16 protein-coding genes are annotated in these 19,194 nt (G+C 58.5%); 5 read left to right on the top strand and 11 right to left on the bottom strand.

Annotated elements, in window-relative coordinates; translation table 11 throughout:
• Positions 1–53: 53 nt before the first annotated feature.
• Positions 54–1,940, bottom strand: a complete 1,887-nt coding sequence (locus V0R60_RS05210; RefSeq protein WP_330079078.1) for an LTA synthase family protein — start codon at positions 1,938–1,940, stop codon at positions 54–56.
• 163 nt (positions 1,941–2,103) lie between these two features.
• Positions 2,104–3,042 (bottom strand): LysR substrate-binding domain-containing protein, encoded by a 939-nt coding sequence (locus V0R60_RS05205; protein ID WP_136475932.1) that lies wholly within the window; start codon positions 3,040–3,042, stop codon positions 2,104–2,106.
• A gap of 146 nt (positions 3,043–3,188) precedes the next feature.
• Between V0R60_RS05205 and V0R60_RS05200 the strand changes: the two genes are divergently transcribed.
• Both V0R60_RS05200 and V0R60_RS05195 read left to right on the top strand, forming a co-directional pair.
• Positions 3,189–4,568: an L-serine ammonia-lyase gene (locus V0R60_RS05200; RefSeq protein ID WP_136475933.1), complete on the top strand. Its 1,380-nt coding sequence runs from the start codon at positions 3,189–3,191 to the stop codon at positions 4,566–4,568.
• A 147-nt stretch (positions 4,569–4,715) separates the two neighbouring features.
• Positions 4,716–5,123 carry an OsmC family protein gene (locus V0R60_RS05195; RefSeq protein WP_330079079.1) on the top strand — a complete coding sequence of 136 codons (408 nt, stop codon included), beginning with the start codon at positions 4,716–4,718 and terminating at the stop codon, positions 5,121–5,123.
• On the opposite strand, the gene V0R60_RS05190 is transcribed toward V0R60_RS05195, so the two are convergent.
• Positions 5,120–5,797: a DUF3313 domain-containing protein gene (locus V0R60_RS05190; protein ID WP_330079080.1), complete on the bottom strand. Its 678-nt coding sequence runs from the start codon at positions 5,795–5,797 to the stop codon at positions 5,120–5,122. The two genes, V0R60_RS05195 and V0R60_RS05190, sit on opposite strands and share 4 nt — an antisense overlap.
• Positions 5,798–6,075: 278 nt before the next feature.
• Here V0R60_RS05190 and V0R60_RS05185 point away from each other — a divergent pair, with 278 nt between their 5' ends.
• Positions 6,076–7,479 (top strand): aminotransferase-like domain-containing protein, encoded by a 1,404-nt coding sequence (locus V0R60_RS05185; protein WP_136475936.1) that lies wholly within the window; start codon positions 6,076–6,078, stop codon positions 7,477–7,479.
• On the opposite strand, the gene panB is transcribed toward V0R60_RS05185, so the two are convergent.
• The 8 genes from panB to V0R60_RS05145 form a co-directional block, all read right to left on the bottom strand.
• Positions 7,467–8,282: a 3-methyl-2-oxobutanoate hydroxymethyltransferase gene (gene panB, locus V0R60_RS05180; protein WP_136475937.1), complete on the bottom strand. Its 816-nt coding sequence runs from the start codon at positions 8,280–8,282 to the stop codon at positions 7,467–7,469. The genes V0R60_RS05185 and panB overlap by 13 nt on opposite strands.
• Positions 8,283–8,334: 52 nt before the next feature.
• The gene (locus V0R60_RS05175) at positions 8,335–9,588 is read right to left on the bottom strand and encodes an ATP-grasp domain-containing protein (RefSeq protein ID WP_330079081.1); all 1,254 of its coding nucleotides are present in this window, start codon (positions 9,586–9,588) and stop codon (positions 8,335–8,337) included.
• Complete coding sequence (locus V0R60_RS05170) at positions 9,569–10,828, bottom strand: methylaspartate mutase (protein ID WP_136475939.1); 1,260 nt, start codon at positions 10,826–10,828, stop codon at positions 9,569–9,571. Before V0R60_RS05170 ends, V0R60_RS05175 begins: the two co-directional genes overlap by 20 nt.
• 3 nt (positions 10,829–10,831) lie before the next feature.
• On the bottom strand, positions 10,832–12,328 hold the full coding sequence (locus tag V0R60_RS05165; RefSeq protein ID WP_136475940.1) for a hypothetical protein: 1,497 nt from the start codon (positions 12,326–12,328) through the stop codon (positions 10,832–10,834).
• Entirely contained in the window at positions 12,325–13,557 is a 1,233-nt protein-coding gene (locus V0R60_RS05160) for an ATP-grasp domain-containing protein (protein ID WP_136475941.1), read from the bottom strand. Before V0R60_RS05160 ends, V0R60_RS05165 begins: the two co-directional genes overlap by 4 nt.
• A 34-nt stretch (positions 13,558–13,591) precedes the next feature.
• Positions 13,592–14,050, bottom strand: a complete 459-nt coding sequence (locus V0R60_RS05155; protein ID WP_136475942.1) for a cobalamin B12-binding domain-containing protein — start codon at positions 14,048–14,050, stop codon at positions 13,592–13,594.
• Positions 14,051–14,166: 116 nt separating this feature from the next.
• Positions 14,167–15,237, bottom strand: a complete 1,071-nt coding sequence (locus V0R60_RS05150) for an LLM class flavin-dependent oxidoreductase (protein ID WP_330079082.1) — start codon at positions 15,235–15,237, stop codon at positions 14,167–14,169.
• A 70-nt stretch (positions 15,238–15,307) separates the two neighbouring features.
• Entirely contained in the window at positions 15,308–16,237 is a 930-nt protein-coding gene (locus V0R60_RS05145; RefSeq protein ID WP_330079083.1) for an asparagine synthetase A, read from the bottom strand.
• A gap of 167 nt (positions 16,238–16,404) precedes the next feature.
• Between V0R60_RS05145 and V0R60_RS05140 the strand changes: the two genes are divergently transcribed.
• Together V0R60_RS05140 and V0R60_RS05135 are read left to right on the top strand one after the other, a co-directional pair.
• Complete coding sequence (locus V0R60_RS05140; RefSeq protein WP_330079084.1) at positions 16,405–17,712, top strand: MFS transporter; 1,308 nt, start codon at positions 16,405–16,407, stop codon at positions 17,710–17,712.
• Between the two features lie 32 nt (positions 17,713–17,744).
• The gene (locus V0R60_RS05135; RefSeq protein WP_330079085.1) at positions 17,745–19,163 is read left to right on the top strand and encodes an amidase; all 1,419 of its coding nucleotides are present in this window, start codon (positions 17,745–17,747) and stop codon (positions 19,161–19,163) included.
• Positions 19,164–19,194: the final 31 nt, after the last annotated feature.

Here is a 19,194-nt window from a genome sequence, read left to right as displayed (position 1 = left end):
CCTGGATAAGATCCACAATGGGGTGGACCTTATCGTCACAGTGCAGGGCCATGTCATTCAGGTTGCTCAGGCGCCTTTTCAAACATGGATTTCTGGTACAGGTTGAACGATAGCAAGCGGTTTTTGATTGCGGTGAACTCGTCGCCTATCACCGGATGTGGGACCTTTTCGTGCGGATCGACTTCGATGTTGTATTTGGTGATGGTGTCTGAGCTGTACTCGTAGATGTATTTGTACGGATGCTCGACCAGCGCGGATGACAGCTGGTCGAAGAACGTGGACATGAAGTACGCGCGCTTCTCTTGCGCCCTCAGCAAGCTGACGCCCTGGACATTGATAGCAGCATCGGTCAGGCCAAAAAAGTCGGCAATGGTCGGGGCGATATCCACCTGGTGACTGGTGCTCGAGGTGTTTTTAGGCAGGACATTGCCTTTGGCCCAGAAGATCAACGGTACGGTAACTTCTTCTTCATGCATCGAAGAGTTGTGAATGAATACCCCGTGTTCGCCAAACGACTCGCCGTGGTCACCGACCAGTACGAACAGGGTCGAGTCGAGAATGCCAGCCTGATCGAAGGTCTCCAGCATGTCACCCAGCAGGGTGTCTGTTTTCGCTATGCAGGCTTCGTATTGGCCAATCGCTGCCTCAGGCGCTGGGTCGTTGCTGCAGTTGTACGGGTAGTGCGCTGCCATCGGGAAATAGAGTGCGACAAAACCTTTGCCTTGTTTGTTGATGCCCGCCAGGTGCGAAGCACTGGGAGAGAACAAGTGCTCGTCACTTTCGCCGAAGCTGTTGTTGTTTTGTGCATTGGTTGTGTTCGGAATCATATCAGCGACCGCATGAGCGTTCGGTACACCGATCGATGACAGAAAACCATCCATGTTCTCAAATTGAAGAAACAGTGAGCTGAACGCAACGGACTCCATGTTTTTTCGCTTTTTCAGCTCGTGGATGATGCTCGGTTGATAGAGGTGCATCGCCTCTTTGATCTCAATGTCCGGGTATGCGTGAAGCCCGGTGAAAATCGAGTAGTAGCCCTTGGAGGAGTGAGGCACTGATACGTACGACTTGAACAGCATTCCTTCCTGAGCGAGCTTTTCAAAGGTCGGGTATTGCTCAGCAGTTTTCACGCCCGGACCAAAAATACTGTTCCAGCGAACTGACTCCAGAACGATATATACCAGGTTCTTGAATTCTGGCAGGGGCTGGGTATGCAGTTTTTGCACCGTATTGATTGCGGATAACGGGTACGCGGGCTGTTCGAACCCGGGCAGGGCTTTATGCGGGTTGGCGGTCAGGGATATGCTGCTTCTGAGTGTCGCAACCAACGGGTTGACGAGAATATTCTTGTTCAGATCGTAGCGCACGTCACCGGCATAGATTGACCACAAGAACAGGCTGACCAGAAGCGCTGCAAAAGCAGTCGCGTAGTTACCTTTCTTCGCGGGGGCGACGCTCGAATTCCGCGGCAGCTTATACGTCGCAAGGCCGACGAGACTCCAGGTGCCGAGGTAGGCAAGAAAAACAACGAACAGGATGAATCGGAAGGTATAGCCAAAGCCTGAAGATTGTTTGAAGAATATTTCAGCGCCCGAGAGTAGGTTGCTCGAGTTTTCCAGACTGTATTGTATGAGCTGCAGGTCCAGAGGTTTAAGCCAAAGCTGGCGCACGCGCATGTCCACTAACAGGCCCAGGAGTACGACACCTGTGAAGAAACTGACTGCAAAGAAATAGTATTTGTTTCTTTTTATCAAGGCGACGGCGGCAAGGTAAATGACTGCTGCCAGCAGCACATCTTGCAATAGGAATAAAAAAACACTGGCCGCCCCGGTATCTATCCAGCGATAAGAGAAAAATTCTATCAGGATGATTTTTGGTACAAGTAAAAGCGAAACAGCAAGAAGGAGAGTGATATTTAATAAGTATGGTCTCTTCCACATCGTGTTCAGCCCCTGGATTCTTAGAGTAAGTGCGGCAGTCGAGACGCGAGACGAGCACGCGCCCTCGATCGACAGCGCCTCGACTTAGTCAACTTAAGCATCCACTCTTTGTTTGGGCAAGCACACTCAGGGCTTGAGTGAGCAGGGTAGAGCTCACGACTGGCTACAGCACCTGAGCATGCAGGGCACGGAAGTTTGCGGACTCCTCAACCAGCCAGTCATGTACCGCCCGGGCGCTTGGATGCGCCAGGCCACCGGGCGGATACAGCAGTACGTAGCGCTTGTGATTGGCTACCGGCAGGCCGAACGGTACGATCAATGTGCCGCGCTCCAGTTCGTCATTGAGCAGCGTACGCCGGGCGATGGCCACGCCGATTCCGGCAATGGCGGCTTCAATGGTCAGGTGATTACGGTTGAATGTATGTCCACGGCGCACGTCCAGGCCACTTGCGCCAATGCCCTCCAGGTAAAATTCCCACTCGGCGTACTCCGAACTGCCACGCCAGGCGGTGATGTCGTGAAGCAATGGGTAATGCACCAGATCGTTCGGGCCATGCAGGGGCGGGCGTCCCCGCAGCAGTGCCGGCGAGCACACCGGGAAGATCTGTTCATCGAGCAGCGGCGTTGAATGCATACCGGGGTAGCTGCCGTCATTGAGGTCGATGGCCAGGTCAAAGTCGCCTTCATGCAAGGCCTGGCTACTGTCCTCGGCAACCAGGCGCAATTGAATATCCGGATAGCGTTGTTGCAGGCGCGGCAGGCGTGGGGTCAGCCACTTGGCCAGAAACGATGGGATCGAACGCAGGCGCAAAGTGCCACGGATTTCGCCAGCGTCCAGGCGCACCAGTTCGGCGTCGATGCTGCCATAGGCTTCGCGGACCGTCAGTGCCAGGCGCTGGCCTTCGGCACTTAGCTCAACACCGCGGGCACGACGCAGAAACAAACGAAAGCCCAGGCGCTCTTCCAGTTGACGAATCTGCTGGCTGACCGCCCCTGGGGTGATGTGCAGCTCTTCGGCACAGCGGGTGAATGACAGGTGGCGGGCCGCACAGGAAAACACGTGCAGCCAGACATACACCTGGCCATTCATTTGTCGTCTCATCGTTTAGTTCTGCTAAAGGCTTGCTTAGGAATTTTCGTTGGTCAATGCCATCGAGGCCGGGCAGTATCGCGCAACTTCGCGACACCCTTCAATTTTTTCACACCACCTCAGCATGGCATTCGTCGCTTGAGTGTGCAGGCATTAGTATGGCTATCAGTGTTTTCGATCTTTTCAAAGTGGGTATCGGGCCATCGAGCTCTCATACCGTGGGCCCGATGCGGGCGGCTGCGACCTTTGCACAAACGTTGCGCGAGCAGGGGTTATTGGAGCAAGTCAGTCGTGTAGAGGTGCGTCTGTATGGCTCGCTTTCGGCAACCGGGGTGGGCCATGCCACCGACCGCGCTACTTTGCTTGGCTTGATGGGTGAGTGGCCCGACCAGATCGAACCGCAGCGCATTGAGCCGCTGATCAAGCAGTTGCTCGACACTCAGGTACTGCAACTCGATGGCCGTCACCCGGTTGCCTTCGCGTGTGATCGCGACTTGTTGCTGCTCGATGAGAGCCTGCCGTACCACCCCAACGCCATGACTCTTGAGGCCAGCAACGCTAGTACGTTGTTGCTGCAGCAAACCTATTACTCGGTGGGCGGTGGATTTATTGTCGAAGCGGAGCAGTTGGCTCGCGTTGATGGCAACGTAGATCAGCCGGTGCAACTGCCCTATGACTTCAGCAGCGCCGCACAACTGCTCGCGTTGTGCAAACAGCACAACCTGCGCGTCAGTGAATTGATGATGGCTAACGAACGGGCTTGGCGTGCGGAGGCTGAAGTTCGCAGCGGCCTGCTTCAACTCTGGCGAGTCATGCGCGAGTGCGTCGACAATGGCCTGCGCAACGAGGGCATTCTACCGGGCGGGCTCAAGGTCAAGCGTCGCGCCGCCAAGCTTCACCGTAGCTTGCAGGAGTTGGACCAGCCGAATGTCATCGGTTCGACATTGGGCGCGCTGGAGTGGGTCAACCTGTTTGCCCTGGCGGTCAACGAAGAAAATGCTGCTGGCGGGCGGATGGTGACTGCACCTACCAATGGTGCGGCCGGGATCATTCCGGCGGTGCTGCACTATTACATGAAGTTCAACCCCGATGCGGCTGACAGCGACGTGGTCGACTTCCTGCTCAGTGCTGCTGCCGTGGGGATTCTGTGCAAGAAAAATGCATCGATATCCGGCGCTGAAGTGGGTTGTCAGGGGGAGGTGGGGTCTGCGTGTTCCATGGCGGCGGCAGGGCTTGCCGAGGTGCTGGGGGCCACGCCGATGCAGCTGGAAAACGCGGCTGAAATCGCCCTGGAGCATAATTTGGGGCTGACCTGTGACCCGGTGGGCGGGCTGGTTCAGGTACCGTGTATCGAGCGTAATGCGATTGCTGCGGTCAAGGCGATCAACGCAGTGCAGATGGCGTTGCGCGGTGATGGTGAGCACTTTATTTCCCTCGACCGGGTTATTCGAACCATGCGTGACACAGGGGCGGATATGCATGCCAACTACAAGGAAACCTCGCGTGGTGGCTTGGCTGTGGCTTTTGTCGAGTGCTGAAGTCAGTCAGCGCCGCGATTGGTCAGGGCCTGTTCCAGGTCATGTGTTGACTGACGCGGGCCTTCCCATGCGTACGCTGCGGCGCTAGTGTTAACACTCTCGCGCCAGGCCGTTTTGGCTTGGGCATCGCAAAGGAAACTGCTGCAGATGAGCGATTCGACCGTCCACGCCGAGCTGGGTGAGATTCCCTACACCGTCAACCTGTCCGCTGGTGTCCATCAGTGGTTGGCGGATGAAAATCAGGCGCTTGGTGGCCACGATACTGGCCCCAACCCTCATCAGTTGCTCCTCTCGGCGCTGGGTGCATGCACTGCGATTACACTGTCGATGTATGCCAAGCGCAAGGAGTGGCCGCTGCAGCATGTGCATGTGCAACTGGATATTGTCAAAGAAGAGAAAACCACGCCCATGCGCACCGAAATCAAACGTGTCATTGAATTACACGGTGATCTCGATGCGGCGCAGCGTGAGCGTTTGCTGGGTATTGCCAATGCCTGTCCGGTGCACAAGTTGCTCAGTGGCAGCATTGTCATTGACAGTCAATTGAGTGACTAACGCGCTTCATTCTTGAACTTGACGAAGCTGTGGCGCATGTCGGTGGCCCAGCTATCGAGTACCGGCTTGACGTCTTCCATGGTCAGTTTGGTAGTGTCGTTTTCCAGCTCCCTGCCAGCGCCTTTGCGTACCACTTGGGCGACCACGGTGTTGCTACCACCGTCGAGAAACGCTGCTTCGGTGGCGATTTCCACATCTTGGTCGCGGCCCCCAGCTGCGGTATTGACTGCCGCCGCTACCAGGGCAATCGGGATCACCTCATAAGGCTTGAGCCCTTCGGTATGAGTGGCCACGGCGGTGATCGCCGGACGTACCACCAGGACATTCGGGCCCGCTTTGCTCGCCAGTGGTACCACCGCCCCCAATTCACGCTTGAGTGCCGTGTCGTAGTAGCGGGTGATGTCTTGCAGTGTTTGCGTCGAGATTACCGCCGTAGGCTGTGGTTTGGGATAGAACTGGCTCGGTTCTATGTACACCTGGCTGAAGTGTGCAGTTTTCAGGTTGGGGTCTATCCAGCGCATGACCGGCGCACCGGAGAGGCTTTCGGCCTTTTGCAAGCGACTGTAGTCCTTGAGAAATCCGGAATATTGGCTGGGGTCGACCCTGGAGCTGCTACAACCGGCCAGGGCAATCAGCGCAGCACATAAAAAAGTGGAACGCAGGGTTTGCTTCATCGCTGTGAAACCTCGACAGTTGGTTTGCTGTCAACGCTAGCAGTTAGATATCGATTAGCCACTTAGCTACGACAATTCAGTACTTGAATCCCTCGCTTCAACCCGAAAACACGCATCAGTGAACACTGCCCCAGAAAAGTGCGCCGAAGTGTCTAGCCTGCAGCTTATACGGCTTGTTGCAATCAGCTGGCGGTGACGCGCTTGAGTCGGTAACGTGGTCTCAGGATGACATCACCGCTCATGGAAGAGATTCGCCATTGACCTGAAAGTAAGTGAGTATGGACACCAAGAGACCGTCAACCTTTACCTATCAAGCGGTGTATCGCTACCTCGTCGAGCTGATAGAGGCCAGCGATCCGCAAATCGAGCAGCGATTACCCTCGTTGCGGCAGCTTGCATTGCGACTGAATGTTTCTGTTTCTTCCACTAAATACGCCTATTCCCTGCTCGAGGACGAGGGGAGGATCTACGCCCGGCCCAAGTACGGCTACTTCACTCGGACCATGCCCGGCACCCTCGTTGGGGAAGAGTCGCCTAACCTGCTGGACAATGTCTTCACCAATGCCCGTCAGCCGGGAATGCTTGCCTTGAGCAGTGACGCCCCGGCCATGCTGTTATCGCTGGAAAAGCCGCTGCTGATGATAGAGCGGGAGTTGGCGCGCCAGTACCCGCGCTCCCATGCACCGCTCTATCAACCGTTCGGAGAGCCGGAGCTGCGCAGTGTCCTGGCCGATCGGTACACCTGTTCGACCCAGAGTTACTGGCAGGCTGAACACGTCTATATCGGTTCGGACCTGCGTAGTGTGTTGGACACCGCCCTCTGTGCATTGCAGCTCGAAGGAAGCGTGGCGCTGGTCGAGTCGCCCTGTTCGTGGGCAGTGTTACGTCAATTGCAGGCGGCCAGAATTCGCGTGATCGAAGTAGCGCTGGGGGAAGATGGCCGTTTCGATCTGGCAGCCCTTGAGCAAACCCTGCGCAAGGAGCCAGTGCGCCTTGCCGTCTTTTCTTCGACCATGAGTATCCCACATGGCGGTTTGATGCCAGCGCAGGACAAGCAACAGATCTGCCGTTGGCTGGCGGAGCGAGACATCTGGCTGTTTGAAAATGACAGCTATGGCGAGTTTTGTTTCACCCCCGGCGCAAGCCGCTTTCGCGACTTCGCCGACCCGCAGAGGCTCTTGGTATTTTCCACGATCGACAAGATCGTCGGCTCCGAGGCGCCATTCGGTTACTTGCTCTGCCGAAGGTACGTTCCGCAATTGCATCGCTTGTTTCTGGATCGCGCATTTCGCTTGTCACCGATTCGCCAGAAGGCCATTGCCAAGTTGTACAGTTCGCGACGTATCGACCAACATCTGATCGCTTTGCGGGCGCTGCTGCATGAGCGTATGCGCTGCATGAAGGCGCTGTTGCACGAGCATGTCCAAGAGCAATTTCGCATTGTCGAACCGCATGGGGGTGCGACCTTCTGGCTCGAGGCCGCACGCCCGGTGGACATGCGGCACGTGTTCGATAGCTTGCTGGCGCAGCGCGTGGTCATTGCGCCTGGGGAAATCTTCAGCCTGCAGGGCGCCTGGCGGCATCATCTGCGGTTGAGCTACACCTTGGACTGGTCCAAGGATATTCCCCAGGCACTGCAGCGCCTGGCCCAAGCGACCGATCAGGTGTGTCAGACACCATAGCAATGACGAATTTCCGGGAAGCGGCTGTCGCGTACTTCTTCGGCATACTGATTACACGCATCACGAATGATGGCGCCGACATCGGCGTAGCGTTTGACGAATCGCGGTACAGGATCCGCACTCAGGCCCAACAGGTCTTCGGTTACCAGTACCTGACCATCACAAGCCGGTGACGCTCCGATACCGATAGTGGGCACCTTGCTGTCCAGGGTGATCTGGCGCGCGATGCCTTCGGCGACCCCCTCCAGCAGCAGGCTGAAAGCACCAGCCTCGACGTTGGCGCGGGCATCCTCGGCGATGATCGCCGCGGCTTCGGGCGTCATTCCCTGGGCTTTGAATCCACCCATGGTATTGACGAACTGTGGCATCAACCCGACGTGGGCCATTACCGGAATGCCGCGCTGGACGAGGAATTCGATGGTTCCCGCCAGGGCCTTGTTGGCTTCTAGCTTGACTGCGTCACATCCAGTACGCGAAAGCACTTGGGCACAGTTGCGAAAGGCTTGCTCGCTGGATTCCTGATAACTGCCGAACGGCATATCAGCTATCACACAGGCAAGCTTGGTGCAGTCGACTACCGCCCGGGTATGGGCGATGGTCTCCTCCAACTGCATGCTCAGCGTCGAGGTGCGGCCATAGGCGACCATCGCCGTGGAGTCACCGACCAGGATGAAATCGACGATAGGGTCGATCAGCCTGGCAATCGAGCTGGTATATGCCGTCAACGACACGATTTTTTCCTGGCCTTTCATTGCGACCAGCTGTGGAACCGTCATGCGTTTGCTACGGGTAAGTGTGCTCATCAGTGGTTTCCTGTGATGTGGTTGAGCCCCTCAGGACGGGGACATCCGGGCGTTACAGCCAGTCTTGCTCCCATGTACGCCAGGCGTGATGGTCCTGGTGAATGCAGTCGGCGCTCGGGTGCAGCAGGAACACCGCGCCCGGCGAACTGTTAAGGTCGATGGTCGGGGTTGTCTGACGGCCATCGGCGAAACGAAAACGTGCGCTGTGGAAACTGGCCAGGGTGCTCAGTTGCTCCTGTACGCAGGCCAGGTCGAACGGCGCGGAGCGCCGAGTGATCAGGTTCAACGTGCAGCAATGGTTGAGCAGGCGATATCGGCGGGGCACGGCCGCAAGTGCATGGGGTGTCAAGTACTTGCGGCATGTCAGGCTGACTTGATCATTACCGGTGGCCGCTTGCAGGGCGTCGGGGTTGGCCAGGCCGGAAACACGTGCGCCGGTTTCCAGCAGGCGCGGCCCATTGGCGGTGAGGATGACCTCGGTATGGGCGGGTCCATGAGCAATGGCCAGGGCGTCGAGCACGCCTTCGACGTAATCGATCAACCCATCCAGTTGTTCGGCATCAGCGGGCAGCAAGTGTTCGCGGTCGTAGATCTTGCGCCCGTCGGCACTCAGGGTCTTGGTGCTTTTCCAGGCATCTGTAATCCAGTGCCTACCCTCATGGCTGACAGTGTTGATGATGTACTCGTCACCTTCCAGGTACTCCTGCAGCAACAACGCCTGGTTGGCGCACATCATCAGGTTGGTGGTGCCAAGAATGCAGGCGACTGCGTGTTGCAGCTGCGTCATGTCGTGGCAGATGAACACGTTGTCGGAGCCCGCGCTGTCCAGTGGCTTGACCACCACCGGCTTGCTTGCTCGCGCCAGGAACCACGCGGCGGCTTGTGCGGGGCTATCGGTGCGTAGCTGCTCTGCTACCGGCAGGCCGACACGGGCAACCTGTTCGGCCATCAGTGATTTGTCTCGACGGGCTGCAGAGTGTTCGGGGTCGTTGCCGGGCAACCCCAGTCTTGCCGCCAGATAGTCTGCCAGTTCGACGCCAAACTCACTGCCGGTGAGCACTGCCGCCGGTTGCTGGGCAGCCAATTGCTCGACCAGTGCTTCAATACCGAGCGCCTGGATACTGTAGTGGGCCTGGAAGCATTCCTGCGGGCAGCTTGCCGCGAAGGCGTCGGGCATATCGCTGCGCGAGGTGACGTGCAACAGCGGGCGCTGCGCGGCCAGGATGCGCGCCAACATGGCACCGGTCGAGTACGCGTCGACCAACACCAAAGGCGCCAGGTCGGAGTCAATGCAAGGGTTGGTCATAACGATTTACCGTGTAGTGCAGCATTGCAAACAATTCGTCGGAACGGATGCCTGGCCCGGTCACGGACAAGCCGCTGCTGCGCGGCAGCGGCAAATTGCCGACATTGGCCCAGCGCAGTGCGCCGGCGGCATCGATGCGCGTGGTGGCGCGTCCGAGGTTGTCGGGGTGCAGGCAGTAGGGAATGTCCAGCAGGCCCCTGGTGAAAGCCAGGACCAGGGCAACACCGAGGTCGTTGTGCAAGTTGCGTACTTGCTCCACCAGTTGCCGGGCTTCAAACAAGACTTCCTGGTAATAACCTGCACTGGCCGGGTCGTGCGCCAGAGGTGGTTCTGCAGCCACGCCGGACGCCATGCTCAAGGCGTCGAGGTTGTCCTGCACCGACGGGATTTGCCTGGATTCGGCGACGGTCTTGACGATCAAGCGTTCGCAGCCAGCCATGCTGGCCAGGCGCGCGCTGTCACAGATCAGGCGTCGGGCACCATGGTCGGAAGTCGGGAACACGCCCATGTACGAATACACCACCACGTGCCAGTGAATGCCGTCCAGGTAGTCATCCGCCAGTTCACGCAGTGCCTGCAGGGCGCCCAGGTCTTGCGCCATGCTCGTGCCCTGAGCGTAACTGAGTGACACGCTGCGAATGCCGTGTTGGCGGAAGAACAAGGCCTCAAGCAAGCTCATGGCGATGAGCAGGGAAGGCGGGCACAGTTGCCCGAGCAAACAGCCACCGAAGCTCTCGATATGTCCATGCGCGCTGGCATCGGCCAGCAGTTGGCAGCTCTCGGCCCAGGCCGCCACCGCTTGAACCAGCGGCAGGCGGCTGTAGGGCATGCAATAGGACACCGGCCCGCCTTCGGTTGCGTCAAGCCCCAGTGCTGCCATGCGCTTGAAGATAGTTTGTGGTTGCGCCGTACCGTGGCGAACCTGGATCGGGAAGCGTGGGCCATACAGCCCGCGCAGAAGCGCCTGCACGGCAGGCAACGAATGGCTGACAATCGGAAAACCATTCAAGGCGCTGCCGCTGTTCAAACACTGCGCAGCGCTGTGGTAATCACCGACGCGGGTGTAGCTGTCCAGGGTGATCGTGCCCAGGGTCGGGCATGAGAGCTCGGCTACCGCGCTGAGGCCGGCACGCATCTGCTCAATCTCAGCGAAGCCCATGCGCGGCTGTACGACAAGTTGGCCTTCAGCGCTGGCCTGTTCGATGAAGGTCTGGAAGTAACCGCCAGTTGGCTGGTGCATGAATCAGCGCCCCGAAACCAATTCGACCACTTCTACACCGGTAACCGGATCGATACGGGCGATTCGTCCCTTGTGCGGGTCACCGGCGCGCACCCGAGCGATCAGGCTACAGTCGCTGTCAAAATCGATCAGTCCATGGTTATAGAGACTGTGCAGAGCGCTCAAAGGCAGGCCACTGACTTCGCTCAGCCACACAGCCAAGTCATTTTGTTGGCGGCTTGCAGCGAGTACTTCATGCAGCGCCTGCAGGTCACCCAGACGGTGCGGGTGGCACAAGGTGAGGAACTGCGAGAGGGTACGACCACGGTCGACGAAGGGCGCGAACTGCATACACACCAGCTGGCTTTCATTCAGGCCAAAGGCGTCACTGGCGAATCGGTTAGCCAATGCCCGGCGGGCGTCCTTGCCCTGAGGTGTGGCATAGGGGGCGAGCGCCAGTTGCAGCAGGCGTTCGGGCATTTCCTTCTTGCGCATCAACGCCTGGGCCAGATCCAGGTATTCGTCGATGCCCTGGTGGTACTCTCGGCCGTGGACATACTGCGCCTTGAGCCCACGCAGGTGCGCCATGAGCATGGGGTTGGCACAGTCCGATTCGGTGAAGCTGAAGGCCAGTTCCTCAAAGCGGAAGTCGAGAAACTCGGTGATAAGTTCCCAATGATCATCAACCCGATAGCTGACCAGATCATAGATGCTGATGAACGCCGGATCGGCGCTGGCGCTACCACTGGCGACGCGACGTTCGGCACGCTGCTGGTCGAAGCCCTCGCCGAACAGTTCGTCGAAATAGTGCTGGGCGACGCCGTCGAGCGCCTGTAGCAACCCGCGAAAGCCTTCGCGCCGACAGGCAGCCACGTCCAACCCCAAACGCTCGGCCAGGCGCATGATCCAGGTGAAGTAATGTTTCTGTTCTTTGCGCGAGTCGCCGGTGACCACGGCGTTGACCCCACCTTGCCACCAGGCGGCACGGCCATAGAAGTCAGCCACCGCCAGGTTGCAGCTGTTGCAAAAGGTCGGGCGTCCATCCCCCGCCGTGCGGTGGCCGTTCATCAACACATCGAAGCGGTTGATGTCGCGTACCGCATCGGGAAATGGCAGGTGACGCGCAAACGGACGGATCTGCTGATGGTCGACAACCAGCATTTCCACTCTGGCGTCGTTATACAGGCCCAAGGCCTGGTAGACCCGGTCGATGTTGGCCATGACCGCGTCGGGTACCCCGGCGTGACGCATGTTGGCGATGCGCAGGTGGAAGGTCTGGCCGTGCAATACATTCAGGTGCAGTTGCACCGCGCGAATCAGAGACACTGTATAAGAGCTGTCTTTGCCGCCGCCGTAGGCAACCATCAGCTTGTAGGCGGGCAGGGCAGCAACGCTGCCGGCAGCGGCGATCAGGCGCTCGCCGAGGGTGACTACTGCGGCCCGATCGACCGGACTCAGGTAGCCGTTGAGTGTTTCCAGCATTGGCACATCGAGTGTGCTCGGGCTCAGAGCGATGTTCATAACGGTTCAGCCTGGAATTGAAAGTGTGTGATGACGTGCTGGATGTCGCGCTCGATATCCGTTTCGTTGGCGCCGGTGAAGATAAAACGCCCGCTGTGCAGTGCGTCGTAGCCACCGCCGGCCTCCAGTACCTCGCCAGGCGCGGGTAGCAGTGAGCGCCACAGGCTGGGCACTTCAGGTCCTTGCGCGTTGATCACCCGGCATGGCAACTGCGCAGGTTTTGGAATGATCAACCAGCCGCCGCTGGGGTCCTGTGCATTCGCGACCACCTGGGGTGGCAGGCCGATCAGGCGTTTGAGCCAGTGTTCATAAAGGTTCACACCGAAAATCTCGTTGATCAGGTGCGGCACCTCACTGCCGCCCACCCGGCCGCCGACTTCAAGGAACACCAGTTCGCCATCGTCATTGACGAAGATCTCCAGATGAAAGGCGCTGCTGTGCAGGTCCAGGGCCTGAAGGCAGCGTTGGCTGAACGATTCGATCCGTGTGCGCAAAGGCGAGTCCTGGACGATCACCGAGCCCAGTGGCTGGTTGCTGGCAAAGTCCAGGCAACTGTTGATGTAGCGCGACACCACCTGGAACGGCACACAACCCTGTTCGTCGGTGAAGCCGTCGATGTGATAGACCTGGCCCTGGATGAAGGCTTCGACTTCATAGCGTTGCAGCTCGACACCACTGAGCAGCGCTATGAGCGATGGCTCGTCGGTTGCCTTGCCGACACCAATGCTTGCGGCGCCGTCCACGGGTTTGACGATCACCGGGTAGCCAATTTCTGCCGCGAACGCCAGGGTTTGTTCCAGTGACTGGCAGCGGGTGAACGTCGGCACCGCCAGGCCATGGTCTTGAAGGATTTCCTTCATGCGCGCCTTGTCGCGGTAGACCGCAACCTGCGCAGGGCCGTGGCCAGGAATATTCAAGGTCTGACGAACCCGGGCAGCGATCTCCAGAGTGAACTCGGAAAGGGCAATCAGCAGATCCACTGGGCCGACCTTGGCCACAATCTCGCTCACCGCTGCCAGCAGTTGTTCGTACTGATTGACGTCCTGGACTTGCACCAGGTGCGCAATGTCCTCTCGAGGCGTGAGCACCCCTTCGGCGCCAGGGCCGTCGACCACGTAGCTGATGCGGTGCAGGTGATGATCGAAGAAATGTTCGTATTGGGTCAGCTCGTTGTCCCAGCGTTCACTGTCGACGAAGCGAGGCCAGCGGTTGACGATGACGATATGCATGAAGGTAATCCTTTGAAAGGGAGTGTGGCTGGCCTCAGGTCCAACTTAGCGCAGTGTCTGTCCCGAGCACGAAGGGCGGCCTCGCGCGCTTTTTGAAGGTGTCCAGGTAGCATTCGAAGGCTGCAATCGCATCGGCCTCGATGAACACCTGGTCGAAGCCGGCCGTGAGCAGTTGCTGGCGAACCGCTCGTGTCTGGTCCTGTGAAGTCGTGAGTTTGCCGCCGATAACGCAGGGCAGGTTGGGGTAGCGCCGACGGATCTCTTCGATCAGCGCCAAACCCTGGTAATGGCCATGGCCGTTGACGCTACTGATCACCAGCAACTGCGTGCGCCCTTGAGCCAGTACCTGCAGAATGTCTTCCACCGGCGTGCAGCTCCCCAGGTTCTTCACCGACACGCCGTGCTCGCTCAGCCATAACTGCAGGTAGACCAGGTTCCACATATGGGCGTCGGATTCGACGGTAGCCAGTAGACAGGTGTGTTCTCCGTTCATGCATATGCCTCCATGGCGCAAGGGGAAATATCCAGTGCCGCGCGAACGCGGCGGATCGTCGATTGCAACAACGTGCCGGGCACGTTCAACGGTCAATACACCGAAGCCAACTGCGGTCATGCATGCTGTTGTTCCAGTTGCGCCTCCAGGGCTCGCAGGCGCGGCAATACATGACGGCAAAAACCTCGCATTTCGTCGCGGGTCGGCCAGCCGGAGAAAATGAACTCGCTGACCCCGACTTTCTTGTACTCGATCAGGTATTGGGCAACCTCCTCGTAGCTGCCTACCACACACAGTGCCGGCCCCCCACGGTAGGCCACGGCGCCTGACCAGAGCATCGGCGAAAGCCAGTCATGTTCAGCGCCTTCGGCAAGGCGGAAAGAGGTTTTGACCGCCTCTGAGTCGCAGCGGGCGACAAACTGGCGAACCCATTCGCGGTGTTGGTCGTCGGGGTTCTGCATCATCTGTTCGACGGCAGCCAGCGCCTCTTCGCGGGTTTCCCGGGCGAGGATGTGCATACGAATACCCACCGCGCAACCCGCCTCAAGCACGTTGCCGCTGGCGGCGGCGATGCCTTCCGGGGTGTCGCCATAGCGCAGCCAGCAATCACTGTGCGAGACGGCAATCTGCTGAGCGATGTCTGAAGCACCACTGATGTAGATGCGCGGGCGTTCGTTGTCTTTGAAGGGCAACCCCAGTTGCGCCTGCTCGATGCGGTAGTGGGCACCCTGGTGGCTGAGTGGGCTTTCGCCTTTCCAGAACCGATGAAGAATGTCGAGAAACTCGCGGGTACGCTCGTAGCGACCGTCGTGGGCGACAAAATCGCCATAGAAGGCTTGCTCATCAGGGGAAATTCCGGCCACCAGGTTCAGCGCGATGCGCTTGTCCGACATCCACGATACGGTGTTGACGATCTGGGTGAACAGCGTCGGCGGCAGCAGACCGGGACGGTAGGCAAGGATGAAATTGACGCGGCTGGTCTCGCGCACCAGCGCGCCGATCATCGGTAGTGGGTCAGGCATGTGGTAGCTGATACCCATCAACAATGAGTCGATCCCCAGTTCGTCAGCTTCCTGGGCAAAATCAACGATGCCAGCGAAGTCCAGTGCGCCGGTGTTGTATTTGTCGCTGGCCTTCTGCTGGCCGCTGTCGAGGGGGGAGCACCAGTGAATTTTCAGATCGGGCATGGGCTTTCTCCAGGCGATACCCATCATCTGCCATGCAAGGCCGATGAGGTAAGAGAGAGGGAAGAGAGAATTAGAACAGGAAGTTGCTGGCGACCGTGCGATCGAACAGGGCGACATCGCGTATATGGCGTTTGCCACAGATGAACTTCAGCAGACGCTCGATACCCAGGCCACCACCGGCACTTGGGTAAAGCAGCCCGCGCTTTGCGAACTCCAGGTAATTGGCGAAGGGTGCGAGATCCATCGACAGTTCTTTCATGCGATAGAGGATCTGCTCGTACTCGAATTCGCGCTCGGCACCCGACAAGGCTTCGCCGTAGCTGTCCGGATAGATCAGGTCGTAGTTGTTGTAATGACCACGTTTGCCCGGGGTTTCCCGGTCGTAGAATTCGCGCTTGTAGTTAGTGACGAAGAAAGGCGTGTTGGCCTTGGCCGACATAATTTTCTCGAAGTCATCACCGTGTTCGGCGCGCAACTCATCGGAGCTGTACACCGCAAAGGCCGTTTCAAAGTGCGGCAGTTGGCGCCCTAACTGTGTCAATTGTTCCCCACAGTGCTCGCGAATCTCGGCCAGTGTGTGCTTGACCAGCCCTTCGATCAGGGCCATCGCCTGCTGCATGTTGCCATTGCGTATTTCGAAGTCGAACTGCGAAAACTCCAACAGATGGTTGACCGAGTCCTTTATCTCCGGCTTCTCCAGGCGAATGTTAGGCGCGACGATAAAAATTCGCTCATGGCCCTTGGCGGTCAATGCCAGCTGTTTGTGAAATATCATGCTGGCCGTCAGTTTCAGGCGACGATCCTGATACTGGATTTCGGCTGGATAGACCGCATGGTTCAGCGGATCTGTGATCGGAGACATCAGAATCGGCAGCAACTGTTTAAAGTCGCGATCGAGCAGATACTGCTGCAGCGCCTGCAGCATACGACCTCGAATCACCGCGATCGCCTCTACGTCAGGGTGCGAAAAATCGTCGAATTTACGCTGAACTTCTTCCATGTTGCGCTCAATAGTCGGCAGGTGGGAGCACCCGATTATTGGTGAAAGCAACAAAAACTCAATGTACAGATTTTCCCTAAAAAGCAACCCAGCGGACGCTCTGTATTGCCCCCCGAAGTGATTGCGCAGAGCATTACCTGCTTCCAAGGCTTGTACCGAGAACCGCCATGACTGCCGCTGATGACTTGCGCCGATTTTCCCGCTCCGACTACAAGACGCTGGGTCTGGCTGCGTTGGGTGGCGCCTTGGAAATCTACGATTTCATCATCTTCGTGTTCTTTGCACTGACATTGAGTGAGCTGTTCTTTCCACCGCAGATGCCAGAGTGGCTGCGGTTGTTGCAGAGCTTCGGAATCTTCGTTACTGGGTATTTGGCGCGCCCCTTGGGCGGCATCCTCATGGCGCATTTCGCCGACCGCCTGGGACGCAAGCGAGTGTTCACCTTGAGCATCCTGATGATGGCGTTGCCATGCCTGCTGATCGGGATAATGCCGACTTACGCCCAGATTGGTTACCTGGCGCCGTTGCTGCTGCTTTTGCTCCGGGTTCTGCAGGGGGCTGCCGTGGGCGGCGAGGTGCCCAGCGCCTGGGTATTTGTCGCCGAACATGCGCCACCGGCGCATCGGGGCTATGCCCTTGGGGTGCTGCAGGCCGGGTTGACCTTTGGCTACCTGCTAGGGGCCTTGATGGCCACCTGGTTGGCCCGCGCCTACAGCACCGCAGAAATTCTCGAATTTGCCTGGCGGATTCCTTTCCTGGTGGGTGGCGTGTTCGGCGTTATCGGTGTCTGGCTGCGACGCTGGTTGAGTGAAACACCGGTTTTCGTTGCCCTGCAGCAGCGTCGAGGTGTAGATGATCAATTGCCACTGGGCAGGGTATGGCGTGAGCATCGCGACGCGATTGTGCCGGCCATGTTGCTCACCTGTGTGCTGACCTCGGCTGTGGTCGTGCTGGTGGTGGTAACGCCAACGGTAATGCAGAAGAGCTTCGCTATCAGCGCCAGTCAAACCTTCGCGCTCAGTAGCCTGGGCATTGTGTTTCTCAACATTGGCTGCGTACTGGCGGGGCTGCTTGCCGATCGCATTGGCGCCTGGCGCGCCCTGATGCTTTACAGCGTGTCGCTGCCCATTGGCGTGATTGTGTTGTACAGCGCCCTGATCAACGACAGCCAGCTGATCGCGCTGGCTTATGCCTTGGCCGGCTTGAGCTGCGGCGTGGTCGGTGTGGTGCCATCGCTGATGGTTGGTTTGTTTCCCCCGCGGGTGCGGGTATCGGGCATATCGCTGACCTACAACATTGCCTACGCGCTCTGGGCAAGCACTACGCCGTTGATGCTGATCGCACTCATGCCTATCAGTGCCTGGGCCAGTGTTGGCTACAGCCTGGCCATGGGCGGTGTTGGCATCTGCACCGCCTTTTTCTACGGCTTTGGTCATCGGGCGCAACGACGCGCCGCACTCGCTGCCCGGGGTTGACCCACTGGCTGCCCAAAGGATCTGGAGACGCCATGAACACCCTTCATGAGAATGCTGTCAGCGACCTGCACGATGTGCCTGCTGTAAGACTGCTTGCCCTGTTCGCCAACAAAGCGTTGTCCCCCCTGGAATACCATGAGCATTTGATTGCCCATATCCAGCGCTGGGAGCCTTCCCTACATGCGTTGTACACCTTCGATGCGCAGCAGGTTCATGAGCAGGCAGCAGCCTCCACTCGGCGCTGGAGCCAAGGGCGCCCTCTGGGTATGCTCGATGGTTTGCCGGTTACCATCAAGGAACTGATCAACACGAAGGGCGATTGCAATAACCTTGGTTGCGCGGCCATCGAACCAGTGCCCGAACGTGTTGACGCACCTCCGGCGGCACGCATGCGCGAGGCGGGCGCGATCATTCTCGGCAAGACCACCGTGCCTGACTTCGGTATGTTGTCATCTGGGCTGTCGAGTCTGCATGGGTTGACGCGCAACCCGTGGGACCTGAGCTGCAATCCCGGAGGTTCAAGTGCTGGCGCTGCGGCCGCTGCAGCCGCCGGTTACGGCCCGTTGCACATCGGTACCGACATCGGCGGTTCAATACGACTGCCCGCCGCCTGGTGCGGGTTGGTGGGTTTCAAACCCACCTTGGGGCGCGTTCCTATCGACCCTTACTATACTGGCCGCTGCGCCGGTCCGATGACCCGTACCCTGGACGACTGCGCATTGATGATGCGCTATCTGAGCCGCCCCGATGCACGAGACGCCACCAGCCTGCCGTTCCAGGCCTGCGACTGGTCGTTGGCGACGCAATCGGTGCAAGGCTTGAAAGTCGGCCTGATGCTTGATCCCGGTGTCGGTCTTGAACCCTGTGATCAAGTGCTAGGCGCAGTTCGTGAGGCCGCGCGGTTTTTTGAACGCCATGGCGCGCAGGTGCGAGAGGTGGCACCGGTGATGAACCGGGCGTTGCTGCAAGGGGTCGACAATTTCTGGCGGGCGCGGCAATGGAGCCAGTTGCAGTCACTGGTGCCGCAACGAATGGAGCGGATGTTGCCGTACATTCGCGAATGGGCCGAAAGCGCGCAGACCCTGAATGCGCAGCAGGCTGTCGAAGGTTTTAACCAGACCTTTGAAATTCGCCGTCGCGCCGCTGCATTGTTTGCCGAGTTCGACCTGCTGTTGTCGCCCACCAATCAGGTCAGCGCTTTCCCGGCTTATTGGGCATCGCCAACCAATGATCCGGCGCAGCCGTTCGAGCACATCGCCTTTACCCTGCCATGGAACATGGGCGAGCAACCGGCGCTGTCGATCAATTGCGGATTCACCGCCCTGGGTATGCCTATCGGCCTGCAACTGGTTGGACCACGCTTTGCTGATCATTGGTTGCTGCAAATAGCCAAGACCTATGAAAACTGGCGGGGGCCGATCATCAATTGGCCAGCACCGCCAATGTCGTAAGCCGCAACGCAGGAAGCGATGCCCTCTCTAC

Origin of the sequence: Pseudomonas auratipiscis, from assembly GCF_036324085.1 — a bacterium.
GTDB lineage: Bacteria > Pseudomonadota > Gammaproteobacteria > Pseudomonadales > Pseudomonadaceae > Aquipseudomonas > Aquipseudomonas auratipiscis.
The sequence above is the reverse complement of the archived record's forward strand: the minus strand, read 5'-3'. Positions and strand labels throughout refer to the sequence as shown.

What these genes read in the sequence shown, in the direction of transcription:
- V0R60_RS05145 (WP_330079083.1), bottom strand. Translation starts at nt 16,237, where the DNA reads ATGGAAGAAGTTCAGCGTAAATTCGACGATTTTTCGCACCCTGACGTA.
- V0R60_RS05160 (WP_136475941.1), bottom strand. Translation starts at nt 13,557, where the DNA reads ATGCATATCGTCATCGTCAACCGCTGGCCTCGCTTCGTCGACAGTGAA.
- V0R60_RS05170 (WP_136475939.1), bottom strand. Translation starts at nt 10,828, where the DNA reads ATGCACCAGCCAACTGGCGGTTACTTCCAGACCTTCATCGAACAGGCC.
- V0R60_RS05210 (WP_330079078.1), bottom strand. Translation starts at nt 1,940, where the DNA reads ATGTGGAAGAGACCATACTTATTAAATATCACTCTCCTTCTTGCTGTT.
- V0R60_RS05200 (WP_136475933.1), top strand. Translation starts at nt 3,189, where the DNA reads ATGGCTATCAGTGTTTTCGATCTTTTCAAAGTGGGTATCGGGCCATCG.
- V0R60_RS05135 (WP_330079085.1), top strand. Translation starts at nt 17,745, where the DNA reads ATGAACACCCTTCATGAGAATGCTGTCAGCGACCTGCACGATGTGCCT.
- panB (WP_136475937.1), bottom strand. Translation starts at nt 8,282, where the DNA reads ATGAGCACACTTACCCGTAGCAAACGCATGACGGTTCCACAGCTGGTC.
- V0R60_RS05150 (WP_330079082.1), bottom strand. Translation starts at nt 15,237, where the DNA reads ATGCCCGATCTGAAAATTCACTGGTGCTCCCCCCTCGACAGCGGCCAG.
- V0R60_RS05185 (WP_136475936.1), top strand. Translation starts at nt 6,076, where the DNA reads ATGGACACCAAGAGACCGTCAACCTTTACCTATCAAGCGGTGTATCGC.
- V0R60_RS05165 (WP_136475940.1), bottom strand. Translation starts at nt 12,328, where the DNA reads ATGAACATCGCTCTGAGCCCGAGCACACTCGATGTGCCAATGCTGGAA.
- V0R60_RS05190 (WP_330079080.1), bottom strand. Translation starts at nt 5,797, where the DNA reads ATGAAGCAAACCCTGCGTTCCACTTTTTTATGTGCTGCGCTGATTGCC.
- V0R60_RS05205 (WP_136475932.1), bottom strand. Translation starts at nt 3,042, where the DNA reads ATGAGACGACAAATGAATGGCCAGGTGTATGTCTGGCTGCACGTGTTT.
- V0R60_RS05175 (WP_330079081.1), bottom strand. Translation starts at nt 9,588, where the DNA reads ATGACCAACCCTTGCATTGACTCCGACCTGGCGCCTTTGGTGTTGGTC.
- V0R60_RS05155 (WP_136475942.1), bottom strand. Translation starts at nt 14,050, where the DNA reads ATGAACGGAGAACACACCTGTCTACTGGCTACCGTCGAATCCGACGCC.
- V0R60_RS05195 (WP_330079079.1), top strand. Translation starts at nt 4,716, where the DNA reads ATGAGCGATTCGACCGTCCACGCCGAGCTGGGTGAGATTCCCTACACC.
- V0R60_RS05140 (WP_330079084.1), top strand. Translation starts at nt 16,405, where the DNA reads ATGACTGCCGCTGATGACTTGCGCCGATTTTCCCGCTCCGACTACAAG.